Here is a 13,687-nt window from a genome sequence, read left to right on the forward strand (position 1 = left end):
CAGGCACTCTTTAAGTCCTTTCGGTATCTTCAGGTGTAGCTGTCATGCAGTATTCAAAATTTGGTGAAAAATTTAATCGTAACTCCGGCATTAATCAGCTGATGAATGACCTCAATGAAGGGCTGCGTACTCCGGGGGCCATTATGCTGGGCGGAGGAAACCCTGCAACCATTCCCGCGATGCAAGATTACTTTCACCAAGCAGCAAGCGAGATGCTGGCAAATGGAGAACTGGTCGCGGCATTAGGCAACTATGATGGACCGCAAGGTAAAGACACATTTTTAAAAGCCTTGGCTGACTTGTTACGAGATACCTACGGCTGGGAGATCAGCGAGAAGAATATCAGTCTGACCAATGGCAGCCAAAGTGCCTTCTTCTACCTGTTTAACCTGCTTGCAGGCAAGCAAGTTGATGGCAGCCATAAGAAAATTCTGTTGCCATTGGCCCCTGAATATATCGGTTACAATGATGCTGGGCTTGATGACGATATATTTGTCTCTTACCGCCCCGAAATCGAGATGCTAGGTAACCGCATGTTTAAGTACCATGTGGATTTTGAGCAATTAGAAGTCGACAGATCTGTGGCCGCCATATGTGTTTCTCGCCCCACCAATCCCACCGGTAATGTGCTGACTGACACTGAAATATCCAAGTTAGACATCTTAGCCCGCGAAAATGGCATTCCCCTTATCATCGATAACGCGTATGGCACCCCGTTTCCAAATATAATCTTCGAAGAAGTGACCCCGTTTTGGAACAGCAACACCATACTCTGTATGAGTCTGTCTAAGCTTGGATTACCCGGCGTACGTTGTGGCATCGTTATCGCAAGTGAAGAGATCACTCAGGCACTTACGAACCTTAATGGCATCATCAGCCTTGCCCCTGGAGGATTTGGGCCCGCCATCGCCAAGCACATGATTGACTCGGGTGATCTATTGAGCCTAAGTGAAACGGTGATTAAGCCTTTTTATAAACAAAAATCAGAGTTTGCTCTGAAATTATTGCAGCAATCTATCACCGATAGCAGATTTAAAATCCATAAACCTGAAGGCGCGATGTTTCTTTGGCTGTGGTTCGACGAGTTACCGATTAGCACTATGGAACTCTATGACCGATTAAAGGCACGCGGTGTATTGATTGTACCCGGAGAGTACTTTTTCTTCGGACAGAAAGACCAGTCTGAAGGAAAGTGGGATCACGCTCATCAATGTTTGCGAATGAACTACGTGCAGGATGAAGCCAAGATGCGCGATGGCATCGCTATCATTGCACAAGAGGTCACCAAGGCTTATAGCAACGGTTAATTCAGTCGGTGTTCTTCAAGTTCAAGGTGGTTTTTTCAAAAAATGGAAATACCTTGTCCACGAGTCTGACAAGGCTGCGACTGAATTCGGTTTGAACTAATCCAACACCTCTGTGACACGGTGAATTGACGTAGCTTTGTCACAGAAGCTCACTGCCGTGTTTACGTTCACGTGTTGGAAGATTAGATTCGAATTTTGCTGTTAATCACTTGTTTTAGGACATACCTCTGTAAACTCACTTTTGGACAGAAATGAGATAGCTTAGCAGAACAACTTGGGAATAATTGGGAGCCATCTCGGCAAGGCTTCTGGGCTGGGATCTAGTGCCATTACCTAAAACATCTACTTATGATGGAAAGCAGCTCATCCACTATGTTCCTTTGCAAGCCGCCGTGAATACCTCCATGTAGGCTCTGCTGAAAAATCCCTTTTTCAGAAGCTTGCACGTTCCACAGCAGATGATCTTCCAGCGAGTTCAAAGTAGCGTCTAGCTCATTTCTGGACAGAAATATGTTAGTGCTAAAGCACTGGAAATGACTACTGGCATTAGAGAAAGTATTGCAATCGGATATACGGTAACGCCTCTCTAATAAGTGAACCATGTGCTGGCGAGCGATTTGCTCAACAAAGGGCGTGACAGCCTTGGCGAATCTTAATTCAGAGGCTTGTTAGTGTTTTAAGCAGGTTCAAAACCGTAACGCCATTCGTTGAAAAGACCATCTGAGCTTTCAATACCAAGAATATCCATTATCCTCTCCATGTATCGTAATGCTCTATCAGCATCTTCAGAGTCAAAACTGCCAAATTGACCGAGTGTTAACTTGAACTGGCTGAGCACATAATCCTTGGTCGGCTTTTCTACGATCCCAAGTATTATTCGAGAAGTAAGGTCATTTACTATTACTTCAGCGCTTATCCTTGTCGCTTCGTCAGGCGCACCAGGGTACATGATGACGGGGTCTTCAATAAACTTCTTTTCAGCAAGTAAGACTTCTAGTTTAGATACTACTTGCTCATTTATTTTCAGTACCTGTTCCTCACCAAAGGAGCAGGAAGTGAGAAGGTACATCAGCACTACAAACCATAAATTTCTAAGATGCATCTTCCAGCCAACTCCTGAACACTTACATTTGTATAGTGCGCATGCGTGTATATTTGGTAAATGCGCATGCACATTTAATAAACCTATTATTTAAGCCTCGCTTTAGCAAAGCCATTGATTAATAAGCACTCTAGCAAAGTAATGTTGAAATAACGAGCACACATAATCGAAAAAGGTACGCATTGATATAGATGTCTTACCGAAAACAATCAGTAAGTGCCCTTTATGGATTAGTAATAGTAGGTCAACTGGCTTGTTATTTATCTGTGCTGCTTATCGACTGTAACTCACAATGGGGCATAAGTGAGTTAACTTCAGGCCGATAAATTCCAATGGCCTATGGCAAGCGTATGTACAGACGCAACTGAGACTCGCCGAAGCTCTTTATAAAAGAAAGGGTCCGTGTAAGCTCAACGATGGCTTCTGACCTCCAGGAATGAAGTGCATTAAAAATAAGTAACCTTAGCTAAAAGTTTATATTCTAATAAAATATGGAATTGCCACTAAAATCACACCAACAATAAGCAACATAGTCACACTAGACATAAAGTATGGGAATACAAAAAGCGATAAACCTATACATAATGGCACTATCGCTTTTTGCCTGCGGCCATACATAAAGTAGCCCATGCCAATACTGCCAAACAACACACTCCAAACCAGAATTGATGCACTATCCATTGGGGTACCACCTGTTTGATGTTGATTGCCATATAACGTGCTGCCAATAAGCGAATTTAGTGTTAGCGGGCCATTTAAAGTCAACCACTATCAAAGATGTAAAATGTCCAACGGTAGAGCTTTGTTGATATACATGTCACTGTAAAGCTTAAATTCAACAGACAATGTCACTCGCCTTCATTGCAAGACTCACTTCAATTCAAAGGTGCCTAAATCCAGAAAAAAAGATCATATTGTTCAGACAATAGTTTGAGGCTCATGGCTATCGACATCGTCACTACTAATGGCTTGATAATTTTAGTGCCTTTAGTTAGCACCAAGCGCGAGCCGAGTGTCGCGCCGATTGCCTGCCCTACCAGCATGACACCACCAAGCATCCAAAACACTTTGCCGCCGATGGCAAAAAAGATCAACGAGGCAATGTTAGTAGAAAAGTTAAGAATTTTAGCGTGTGCTGTCGCTTTCGCAAGGCCGTAGCCCGCCAAGGAGACAAATGCCAAGGCAAAGAAACTGCCGGTACCGGGACCAAAAAATCCATCATAAAAACCCACACCTAATGCGGCCGTAAAGGCAAATACTGCCGGTGTCAGTACTTGGTGTTTTTCCTCTTCAGTAATTTTTTTCGAAAATAGAAAATAACCACCAATACTTAGAATCAGAAACGGCAACATAACCTCAAGAAAAGCGGTGTCTATCATCTGCACGGCAATGGTACCTATTGCTGCCCCAATAAAGGCACAGAGGATACTCAGCTTCATATCTGCCAAATTAATAAGACCTTTACGGACAAAGTACATACTGGCAAAGAAACTACCACCACAGGCTTGTAATTTATTGGTGGCTAATGCGACTGTTGGTGGTAAACCTGCCCACATAAGCGCAGGAATGGTTAACAAACCGCCGCCACCTGCTATTGCATCGATAAAGCCGGCAACGACTGCCACAAAAAATAGCAGAGCAATAAGCTCTATGGTGAGTTCAATTGTCATTTGGGCTTCAGGTTAAGTTAATGAGTAAAGTGCCGCTATTAAACGAGGTTTGCAGTTAAAACACAAAGGAGTTATCGTATTGTTAGTGTGAGTTAAACTCACACGAGAACTCATGCAAGAACTCATACAAAGTAAAACAAGGCATAACGAATGTACTCTCATCTTCCACCACTTAACTCGCTACGCGCCTTTGAAGCTGCAGCTCGATTACTCAGCTTTACAATTGCTAGTAAAGAACTATTTGTGACTCATGGTGCTATCAGTAAGCAGGTTAGAATATTAGAGGAGTATGTGGGTACCCCATTGTTTATTCGGCAGCACCGTAGCCTAAAACTCACCGATGAGGGTGAGAGGTACTTTGTTAATGTTCAATCAGCATTACAGACGATTAATAACGCTACTGCCGACCTAATTGATCATCCGTTACGCACTCAAACCTTGGCCATTAACGTGCTACCTAGCTTAACCATTAGTTGGCTTATCCCACGCATGGAGGATTTTAAATCTCGATTTCCACATCTTTATGTTGATCTCTCAATTGGTGACTTTGATGTTGATTTCAGTAGCGCTAAATATGACATTGCAGTACGGAGCGCCACTTCTATTCCGAAAGGGGTCAATGTGATGAAGTTAATGGATGAAGATCTTTGCCTTGTGTGTTCACCAGAATTAAGCCAACAGTTAACATCTCTGGAGTCAATCAACCAGATGACACTGCTTAAACATACCACCCGGCCTGATCTTTGGCAGCTTTGGGCTGAAGATGTGGGGATTAAGCTAACAACAAAAAACAAGTTTGGTGTAGAACACTTTTACATGCTCAGCCAAGCGGCTGTAAGTGGTATGGGCGTGGCCCTTATTCCACGTTTTTTTATTGAAGATGAGCTTAAAAGTGGCACGCTAGTGATCCCTTTTGTGGCGAAATTCACGAGCCCATACAGCTACTACCTCTTAACGCCTAAATCGAGCAACCTATCATTAAAAGTACAAGCCTTTATTGATTGGTTACTCGAACTCTTTAGCCCCTATAGAGAGACGTAACAAATTGGCTATTTTACCAATGTGTTATCACTGTAACTCTGCGATGTCGAACAGTTCTAAGTAACTGAGACCAGGCTCGACAGCGATCTCAAAGCGCAACACTTTAAGACAGGCATCAAAAAGAGCCTCTCCAAACCATTGTCTATCGAAGGCTTCTAGGGCTTGGATAATACCTGCTTGCCCCAAATCACCTTTTACATTATCGGGAGCCAATGCATCAACAAAGCTGGCCACCAGTCCATAAAGATCTTTCTCAGCTTGCCCTTCAACATCCCACAGCGTGGGATCCGCATATTGGCTTGCGTAATGACTCGCGGCGATATCTAGGCCAATACCAAAGTTCACCAGAATCGCTTTATTGGGGTTACAGATGATATTTTTAGGACAAATAGCCCCATGGTAGATATCCATTTGATGCATATACTGCAAGCCCGTAAGCAGCTGGGTAAACCATTTAATAGGCTGACCCAACTCAATTGCCGGTAACTCATCTATGGAGACGCCATACTCCCACGCTCGAGCAATAAACAGCTCTTCACTTTGCGGCAGTTGGCCGAAGGCGAGGACTTTTTCTATATGGGGGTGAAAAAGTTTAGCTAAACTCCGATAAGTGTTACTGAGCATAGACCAATTGGCTTCGACACTGCTATAGATTGATATACCGCACTGATATTGTCCCTGCAGGTGTTTTGCCCGCCAGAATTGACTTGTCTTAGTGGCTGCAATAAATTGCTCCAACTCAAAATGATGATCAATAACGGCGCCTTTAGTGATCTCAATTTTTTCAGGCACCGTATCGCAAACACCTTGGTCGATCAATGCAGAGAGATCGCAGCGCAATGCATCTAAGTCATTGGTTTCACCCGCAACAGCGGCGCGATACCATTGATAGACTCGAGGTTGCTTAGTCTGCTCAGCGATCGCTAAGAACCCTTGTGCATAGGCTTTGATATCGTTGTTAACACTCAGTGTGTCTTTGATATCGATGAATTCGACATCACCCATGTCTGATACAAAAATACAGTTGCTCGTCCAGCCACTGACGGTAAAGCCGCGGCGATGGATCTGTTGTAAGCCTGACACACTGCGACGCAGTATTTCTAGCAGCTGATAAGTGGTCATCAGCTCCGACTCAAGCACATTAAGCGGCACACCACGCGGCATACGAATAGGCAAAACGAGTTGCTCGCCGTCTTGTATTAATGGCGCACAATAGGGCACACCACTGCAGCCAGACAACGCTTGTAGGCGTTGAAATTCAGTTCTAAGTTGGGCTTCATGGGTTTCAGATTGGCTGCTATCGTCAAACTGAGTCGGGATTAATACTTTTAACAGCCAAGGAGCGGTCCACTCACCCGGATTATACTCCGCCTGCCAGACTTCTAATCCACTTTGAATAAATAGACATTTGAGTTTGGTGAAATCTTGGATTTTGTTATTACGTTGCTCTACGATGGCGACTTGGCCAATGGTTTCAAGCACCAGCTCTTTTTGGGTATTCGTCACTTGATGCTTTCTAGGTGCAGTCAGTCCCCACTCTGTGGTTAGCGCTGCGACAATCTGTTTTGGAGTATAGATACTCAAAGAGCCTTGCTGCTTTTCAAGTTCAATCTCTTCCCCTTTACGGCCAGTAATAAACACCATGCCTTGGCACCAAGGGGCATAAACACCAACAGGGATCTTATGCTTGACGTTACCCGCTAAGACACGAGCAACGTAGTTAGCCTTAGCTAGGCTATTGTCGACTTCACGTCCATCAAGAGACCAAGCGTGCAGACCAGCGTCTAATCGGCCGATATAGCCTTTAACGTCAACAACGTAAACGCCCCACTCGCCAATAACGAGTGCATCAACTTCCATTGCCTGACCAGATTTAGTGGGGATCTCAACATTGGTGAGTAAAATATAATCTTCTGGAAGTTCATCAGCGAGCAATGAAAATGCCCAACGTTCAGCATCATTTACCGGCGTTCCAAAACTTATCATTCTTGCCATTCTTTTCTCCCTCTGTGGCAATTATTTTTATTTTTCCTTTTAACATTCTCAACGTCTGGACACAAAAAAGCCACTAATAAAGTGGCTTATTTCAAAACTCATTTTCAGAGCTGATGTTTAACACTCATTAGTGTTTACAATCATCACTGCATTCATGGTCTTCATCAGCAAAGTCGTCGTCACCTTCTTGGTTCTGCATTACGCCCCACCCGTCAGTTACGCCGCCAAACTCTTGAGCAAACTCATGCAAGCTAAGTTCTTGCTCTACAATGGTGTTGTAGTCAGGAACCATATTGAGGCATACGATAAGTTCCCACTTACCTGATTCATCATTTAAGAGAAGCTCAATTTCGCCTTCTAGATCTGACTTGCCTAACTCTTCAGTTGCTGTCTCAGCATCACGTTGGTCTTCAAAAACCAAAAAGAAGTCGACATCAAGTGCAACCGATAGATCGATACCTGCATCGGCCATTGCTTGTAGCATTTTGCCGTTATCATCATCTGGAAACTGCATATTAATCCTCTACTCGCTTTCTTCGGACGCTGCAATAATCTGAACTGATTCGTCATTAAAGCTGACAACTTCACCCGCAATGACTTTTTTACGTTTACGGGTCTCAACTTCACCGTTAACCGTCACTTTTCCTTCCGAAATAATATGCTTAGCTTCTCCGCCACCGCTTATCATTCCTTGGACTTTTAATACTTTGTATAACTCGATATATTCTTCGCCTGACTTTAATGTCAGCGTTGGAGTATCTGAACTCACTTTAATTCGCCTTAAATTTACTAAACTACTGGCATTATAACACTCAAATCATCAAGCGAGCGCACGCTTTATAGCGTGACTAAACTCTTTCTGCCACAAGTAGGCCATAAAATCGTTCATCTAGCCATTCATCACCCACTTTCCAGTTATGACGTAACAAACCTTCTTGTAGAAAATGGCACTTTTCGAGTACTTTTGTTGACGCTATATTAAGATCAGCACAATGGGCGATAAATTTATGTGGCATAAATGAAATACATGCCCAATCAATCAACCCTTGCAAAGCTTCAGTGGCATAACCTTTTCCTTGCGCGTTATCATGCAGCATATAGCCTACTTCTAACTGCCCAAGAATTTGGCTTACATTATGTAAGCTCACAAAACCAACAAAACGTTTACTGTGTACGGCTTCAATAACTAAAGATAACTGTTGGTCTTCTTTAAAGTTATTGGGGATGAGTACACGCTCGAACTTTTGACGTATTACCGATTCAGACTGAGGAATACGAACGTATTGATTCAATATTTCACATGAATTAGTGTATAAAAAATCATCCCAATCGCTGGCGATAACGGTTCTTAACCTAAGTCTATCGGTATACAGCTCGAGCATGCCTTATCCTTTATAGACAACTAAACAGCAGGCGGATTAGCCTCTGCTCGTCACCTCTAACAAGTGGTAACCGAACTGTGTTTTAACAGGACCTTGAACTTCGTTCAAAGGCGCGTTAAATACCACTTCATCAAACTCTTTAACCATCATACCGGGTCCAAATGAACCTAAATCACCACCTTGGGCAGAAGATGGGCAAGACGAGTTTGCTTTAGCGACATCACCAAAATCAGCACCACCAAGGATCTGTTGTTTTAGCTCTTCACACTGCTGCTCTGTATCTACTAGTAGATGTCTTGCTGTTGCTTGTACCATGGATTAACTCCTATAAATTAAAATAATTGCCTGTTTGGCAAAATTAAACCCCGCTAGTATATCCCAAATATTAGCGGACATTCCAGCGGGTTTATCAGTTACATATTCTATTGTTGTGACGCTATCCAGTCATTAATTTTCAGTTCCATCACTTCCATAGGCAGTGAGCCTGACGTCAATATTTGATCATGGAAAGCGCGTAAGTCAAACTTATCACCTAGCGCTTTTTCAGCTTGTGCACGCAATGACAATATTTTTAACTGACCAATTTTATAAGACAAGGCTTGTCCTGGTATCGCCATATAACGTTCGACTTCAGCAATAATGTCAGACTCAGCCATGGGCGAGTTATCTTTCATATATTGTATTGCTTGCTCACGAGTCCAACCTTTTGCGTGTAGCCCTGTATCCACCACCAAACGCATCGCACGTAACATTTCGTCTGATAACTTTCCAAAGTACTGATACGGATCAGTAAATAGCCCCATCTCGATACCTAAGTTTTCAGCGTATAATGCCCAACCCTCTTCGAATGCAGTGTAGTTACCAAAGCGCTGGAACTCAGGCACTCCGGTCAACTCTTGCTTAATCGAAATCTGAAAGTGATGACCAGGTGCGGCTTCATGCAGTGATAAAGTAGTCATGCCCCACTTTGGCTGCGCCTTAAGGTTATAGGTATTAACGTAAAACACCCCTGGCCGTGAACCGTCAACCGCTGGAGATTCGTACGACGCACCCGCTGCCGATTGTTCTCTGAAACTTTCGACCGGCTTAACGATATAATCTGCCTTTGGCATGATATTAAAGTACTTAGGCAACACAGCATTAATGTTGTCTTTAAGCTGCATATAACCATCAATAAGCCCCTGACGGTCATCAAAGAAATACTGTGGTTCTGAAGAAAGTGAGGCAAAGAAAGCCTTTAAGTCGCCTTTAAAACCCACTTCTTTGCGTACTTTATCCATCTCCGACAATATACGGGCAACTTCGTCTAAACCAATTTTATGGATCTCATCTACCGGCATCGTCGTTGTAGTATGAGTGTTAGCAAGGTGTTGGTACCACATTTTGCCATTGGGTAAGCCCCACCAACCGTCAGTTGCACGAGCGGATTTTAGATAAGTGTTTTGGAAATAATCACGTAGTCCTGTTAAACCAGGTAAAAGCTCGTCTGTAATGAGTTGCTTATATTCAATCGTGAGTGCTGTTTTGTCTGCGACAGAGAAAGACTCAGGCATTAAGCTTATTGGCGTGTAAAACAGACTATCTTCAGGGGTTGAAACTAATTGAGCCGTCAATTGAGGAATGATGCGATCGACTAACACTCTCGGTAACACCACCTTACTCTCAATCCCTTCATTCATACGCACTTGCGCCATCTTCATCCACTCGATGAACCCTTTTAAACGTTTCTCCCAATTACGGTAATCTTCTACGGTTTGAAAAGGTTGAGCACTTTCGCCACTACCAAGCTGCACCATGCTAATGACGGTGCTGTAAAACTGATTCATTGGCATAAAATGGTTAGGAAAAGTCTCATCCGCCATAGCGACATTGCGGTCGTAGGTAAACATGTCATAACTTAGCTTTAAGTCATTAGACAGTTTACTACGGTCGATTTTTTTTACGTCACTCAGATAACGCTTATTCAAATTATGACGTTGTGTCAGGTATTCGTCAGACAACCCATCACCAAATTTATCGTTATAATCATTAACGCCTACGAACGTTGCATAAATAGGTTCAAGCGCTAAATACTCTTTAAAATAATTATCTACCAATACTAAATAAGCTTGTTTCACTGTTTGTTGTTGGCTTAATTGCGTGCTCTTATCTACATCTGATTCATTTAATTGAGTATTCGCTTTATCACCGCAACCCGTCATACCGAGTACCATGCTAATAGATAGTGCGACTATCGCCTTTTTCATTCTAATCTTCCTTTTATTCACTGTAAGTGAGCGATCTTTTCTATACTTAACCACAAGTCTCATTAGGAGTGGCTCATGATTTACTCTTTTAGTAATTCTGGTTTTAGAGATCCTGAAACAGGTGTGTATAACCAAACCTATTTTATGGAAGTATTCAATCGAGAATGGCATCGCCATATACGTGACCACCAAAGTCTTGCCTTATTGTATCTATGCCCGCACATTCATGAAACTATTTCCCAGCCTCAATTGTTAGAATTATTCATGAAGCAAGTCCAAGATGCACTTATGCGTACCAGTGATCTGCTAGCAAGACTTGATAATCAGTCTTTTGCGTTGGGGATTTTTGAAACTGACGAGATGGGTACAAAAATTGTAATCGATAGATTAGAACATAAAATTGCCGATTTCAATCAAGCATTTCAAGCCAATAGCCACTCTGAGATATCGTATGAACTAACGGGTTGTATCTGTTATCCGAGCGCGAACGTTTACCTTGAAACATTGTTTGAGACTGTCGAACAACAAACAATGAAAATGCGCAGTAACAGTGCCTTTAACGAAACACTGATTCATCTACGAAGCTAATTTAAAACTATCACTATGCTTGTTTAGCACCCATAAAAAAAGCCTCTTAAAAAGAGGCTTTTTCGATATCAAAAAATTAAAGTGTTACGTTATGAACGCGCGCTTTTTCTTTGATATATGACAGGTAACTCTTAGCCGCTCTTGCTGTTTTCTTATCTTTAGCTGCAAGATTCGCATACTTATATGCGCTCTTATACTGCTTCAGGTTGAGATAAGATAAAGCAAGCTCAAACTGAGCTTCTCCTGGGTTCTTTACGCCAGCATCAAGTGCTTTTTTAAGGGCTGCGATTGCAGGCTTACTTTTACCATCCAAAGACAAGACACGTCCTTGACGAAGGTAAAGCTTACCGTCATTGTTTATCGCGGCCGCTTTGCCGTAAGTCGCAGCAGCTTCTTTAAACTCTTTCGAGTTATGATAGAAACCTGCCAAGATAGCGAGGGTTTTTTGATCTTCCTTCACTAAACCAGACTTCAAATGCTTAGCATAGATTTGAGCAGCACGGTATGGCGAACCATTTTGTGCCAACAACTGCGTTAAACGTTGAATGTTACCCGGAGTCTCCAAGAATCCATTCATATACGCTAAGTCATAAGTGGCCAAGGATTTTGTAAACTCCTCTGTCATCAAATAGAACTGAGCGAGCTGAACCCATAGACGTTTATCGTCTTGGAACAAAGGCACCATTGTCTCGAGGACTTTTACGGCTTCTTTGTATTTCTTTTGGTTAAAGTAAGCCGTCAGCTTCATTTGATACAAACCTTTATCGGGCTTGTCAACGATTCCTAGACCTTTATCTGCAACTTCAAGAACTTTGTCCCACTGCTTTTGTTCAGAATACGCAATACCTATACGACGATATACGCCTGCATCTTCCTTACAAGTAAACTCCATCCAGCTGTAATAAGCTGGAATAGATTCTTTAAAGTTTTTCTCTTGAATTAAGAGATCAGCATAAAGTCTTAGAGTTTGAGCATGATCAACACCACCGAGAATATTCGACTCAACGGCTGCTTTTAAATACTTAACCGCCGTTTTCATTTGCCCTTTTTCGGCGTAGAAGTTACCTAGCATACGAGCAACATAAGCTTTATCGAAACTATTTTTAGCATTTACTTCCAACAATATCGCTATAGCTTCGTCTATATCGCCTTCAGTATATGCTTTGAATGACTTCTGTACTTTTTTAGCCGCACTTTGGCCTACGGCCTTAGATTTACGCTGTTCAATCGGGCATTTTTCTGCTGCAGAAACAGCAGGAACAATAACCAGACTTCCCCCAAGACAAAGCATTAAGGCAGCAGCGATAGAAGTTACTTTACTCATACCTACTTTCCTCCCTTATCAAAAGTGAAATCCAATTGAACCGTTTGGCCTGGAACACGTTGCGCTTTACCATCGATAATTCTAGGCTTGTATTTCCACTTTTTCAGGGCCCTACGAGCTGCTTTATCGAAAATACGCTTAGGGTTAGACTTGATGACTTTAACGTCTTCAACACCACCTAATGTGTTAATGGTAAAGCTAAGCTGAACCCAACCCTCTTTGCCATCACGTGCTGCTGCTATTGGATACTGAGGTTCGATTCGTACGATTGGCGTAGCATCACCATCGCGCGTCATCATATTACCTAGTTTAAATCCAGTGTTAGCACCACCGGCATCAACTCCACCCATGTTAAATGACATGTTAGTGTCGATGTCAGATGAGTTATCGGGCGGTGTTACGTCCGGCTTTGGCGGCTGCTCTGGGGGCGTAGGCGGTTTAGGCTTAACCCTTGGCTTTTTCTGCGCTGATGCATCGTCTTTGTTCATGGTTATTTCAATGACAGGTGATTCTGTCGAGGCATCGTGGCGGGTTGGACCGCCACCTACCAAAAAGGCCATGAAGACAAACAAAGCAAAAGTCACAGCACCACCAATAATGAATGATACTATTCCTCTCAGCATACTAGTCTTTCCCCGCCGACACAGATATCTTATCGATACCCGCAGCTTTAACGTTATCCAGAACCTTAACCACTAAACCATGTTTAGCGTCTTGGTCTGCTTGAATTAATACCGCTGCCTCTGGTGCTTCTGCAAGCATACGTTCAACGTTTGCAGTTACACGTTCGATATCAACTTGACGGTTTTCCATCATGATGACACCTGTCTTGCTCACACCAATAAAGATGTTAGCAGAAGGCTTCTTAGTCGCTTGTGACGCTTCAGGCTTGTTATAGTCAAGACCTGATGGCTTTACAAACGAGGTTGTTACAATAAAGAAGATCAGCATGATAAACACGATGTCGAGCATCGGTGTCATATCAATCTCTGCTTCTTCGTCTACGCTTGAATGCTTTCTACGTGCCATGTT

15 protein-coding genes are annotated in these 13,687 nt (G+C 42.8%); 3 read left to right on the forward strand and 12 right to left on the reverse strand.

Features of this window, described 5'->3' with window-relative positions:
* Window positions 1-44 precede the first annotated feature (44 nt).
* A complete protein-coding gene (locus CXF86_RS17325) occupies window positions 45-1,307 on the forward strand; it encodes a valine--pyruvate transaminase (RefSeq protein ID WP_102039625.1) in 1,263 nt (420 codons plus the stop codon).
* A gap of 676 nt (window positions 1,308-1,983) precedes the next feature.
* On the opposite strand, the gene CXF86_RS17330 is transcribed toward CXF86_RS17325, so the two are convergent.
* The 3 genes from CXF86_RS17330 to CXF86_RS17340 all read right to left on the reverse strand — a co-directional run bounded on the left by CXF86_RS17330 (window position 1,984) and on the right by CXF86_RS17340 (window position 4,079).
* Window positions 1,984-2,376 carry a DUF4844 domain-containing protein gene (locus tag CXF86_RS17330; RefSeq protein ID WP_180961100.1) on the reverse strand — a complete coding sequence of 131 codons (393 nt, stop codon included), beginning with the start codon at window positions 2,374-2,376 and terminating at the stop codon, window positions 1,984-1,986.
* Between the two features lie 507 nt (window positions 2,377-2,883).
* A complete protein-coding gene (locus CXF86_RS17335) occupies window positions 2,884-3,090 on the reverse strand; it encodes a hypothetical protein (RefSeq protein WP_102039661.1) in 207 nt (68 codons plus the stop codon).
* A 209-nt stretch (window positions 3,091-3,299) separates the two neighbouring features.
* Window positions 3,300-4,079, reverse strand: a complete 780-nt coding sequence (locus CXF86_RS17340) for a TSUP family transporter (RefSeq protein ID WP_101093554.1) — start codon at window positions 4,077-4,079, stop codon at window positions 3,300-3,302.
* Between the two features lie 150 nt (window positions 4,080-4,229).
* Here CXF86_RS17340 and gcvA point away from each other — a divergent pair, with 150 nt between their 5' ends.
* Window positions 4,230-5,120, forward strand: coding sequence for a transcriptional regulator GcvA (gcvA, locus tag CXF86_RS17345; protein ID WP_101093555.1), 891 nt, complete (start codon window positions 4,230-4,232; stop codon window positions 5,118-5,120).
* A 27-nt stretch (window positions 5,121-5,147) separates the two neighbouring features.
* Here gcvA and CXF86_RS17350 read toward each other — a convergent pair whose 3' ends face one another.
* The 6 genes from CXF86_RS17350 to CXF86_RS17375 form a co-directional block, all read right to left on the reverse strand.
* Window positions 5,148-7,115: an NERD domain-containing protein kinase family protein gene (locus tag CXF86_RS17350; protein WP_102039627.1), complete on the reverse strand. Its 1,968-nt coding sequence runs from the start codon at window positions 7,113-7,115 to the stop codon at window positions 5,148-5,150.
* 127 nt (window positions 7,116-7,242) lie between these two features.
* Window positions 7,243-7,629, reverse strand: coding sequence for a ribonuclease E inhibitor RraB (locus CXF86_RS17355; protein ID WP_101093557.1), 387 nt, complete (start codon window positions 7,627-7,629; stop codon window positions 7,243-7,245).
* A 9-nt stretch (window positions 7,630-7,638) separates the two neighbouring features.
* A complete protein-coding gene (locus tag CXF86_RS17360; protein ID WP_180961101.1) occupies window positions 7,639-7,884 on the reverse strand; it encodes an RNA-binding S4 domain-containing protein in 246 nt (81 codons plus the stop codon).
* Window positions 7,885-7,963: 79 nt separating this feature from the next.
* The gene (locus tag CXF86_RS17365; RefSeq protein WP_101093558.1) at window positions 7,964-8,497 is read right to left on the reverse strand and encodes a GNAT family N-acetyltransferase; all 534 of its coding nucleotides are present in this window, start codon (window positions 8,495-8,497) and stop codon (window positions 7,964-7,966) included.
* 36 nt (window positions 8,498-8,533) lie between these two features.
* A complete protein-coding gene (locus CXF86_RS17370; protein WP_101093559.1) occupies window positions 8,534-8,812 on the reverse strand; it encodes a peptidylprolyl isomerase in 279 nt (92 codons plus the stop codon).
* Between the two features lie 107 nt (window positions 8,813-8,919).
* Entirely contained in the window at window positions 8,920-10,743 is a 1,824-nt protein-coding gene (locus tag CXF86_RS17375) for a DUF885 domain-containing protein (RefSeq protein WP_102039628.1), read from the reverse strand.
* Window positions 10,744-10,818: 75 nt separating this feature from the next.
* On the opposite strand from CXF86_RS17375, the gene CXF86_RS17380 reads away from it, so the two are divergent.
* Entirely contained in the window at window positions 10,819-11,331 is a 513-nt protein-coding gene (locus CXF86_RS17380; protein WP_101093561.1) for a diguanylate cyclase domain-containing protein, read from the forward strand.
* A 76-nt stretch (window positions 11,332-11,407) separates the two neighbouring features.
* Here the strand turns inward: CXF86_RS17380 and CXF86_RS17385 are convergent, their stop codons facing one another.
* From CXF86_RS17385 to CXF86_RS17395, 3 genes are read right to left on the reverse strand one after another with little or no spacing between them, the layout of a single operon-like run.
* Window positions 11,408-12,655, reverse strand: coding sequence for a tetratricopeptide repeat protein (locus tag CXF86_RS17385; RefSeq protein ID WP_102039629.1), 1,248 nt, complete (start codon window positions 12,653-12,655; stop codon window positions 11,408-11,410).
* Between the two features lie 2 nt (window positions 12,656-12,657).
* On the reverse strand, window positions 12,658-13,278 hold the full coding sequence (locus CXF86_RS17390; protein WP_102039630.1) for an energy transducer TonB: 621 nt from the start codon (window positions 13,276-13,278) through the stop codon (window positions 12,658-12,660).
* Window position 13,279: 1 nt separating this feature from the next.
* Window positions 13,280-13,684, reverse strand: coding sequence for an ExbD/TolR family protein (locus CXF86_RS17395; protein ID WP_101093564.1), 405 nt, complete (start codon window positions 13,682-13,684; stop codon window positions 13,280-13,282).
* Window positions 13,685-13,687: the final 3 nt, after the last annotated feature.

The sequence above is a fragment of the Shewanella sp. GutCb genome (genome assembly GCF_002836135.1).
Taxonomy (GTDB): domain Bacteria; phylum Pseudomonadota; class Gammaproteobacteria; order Enterobacterales; family Shewanellaceae; genus Shewanella.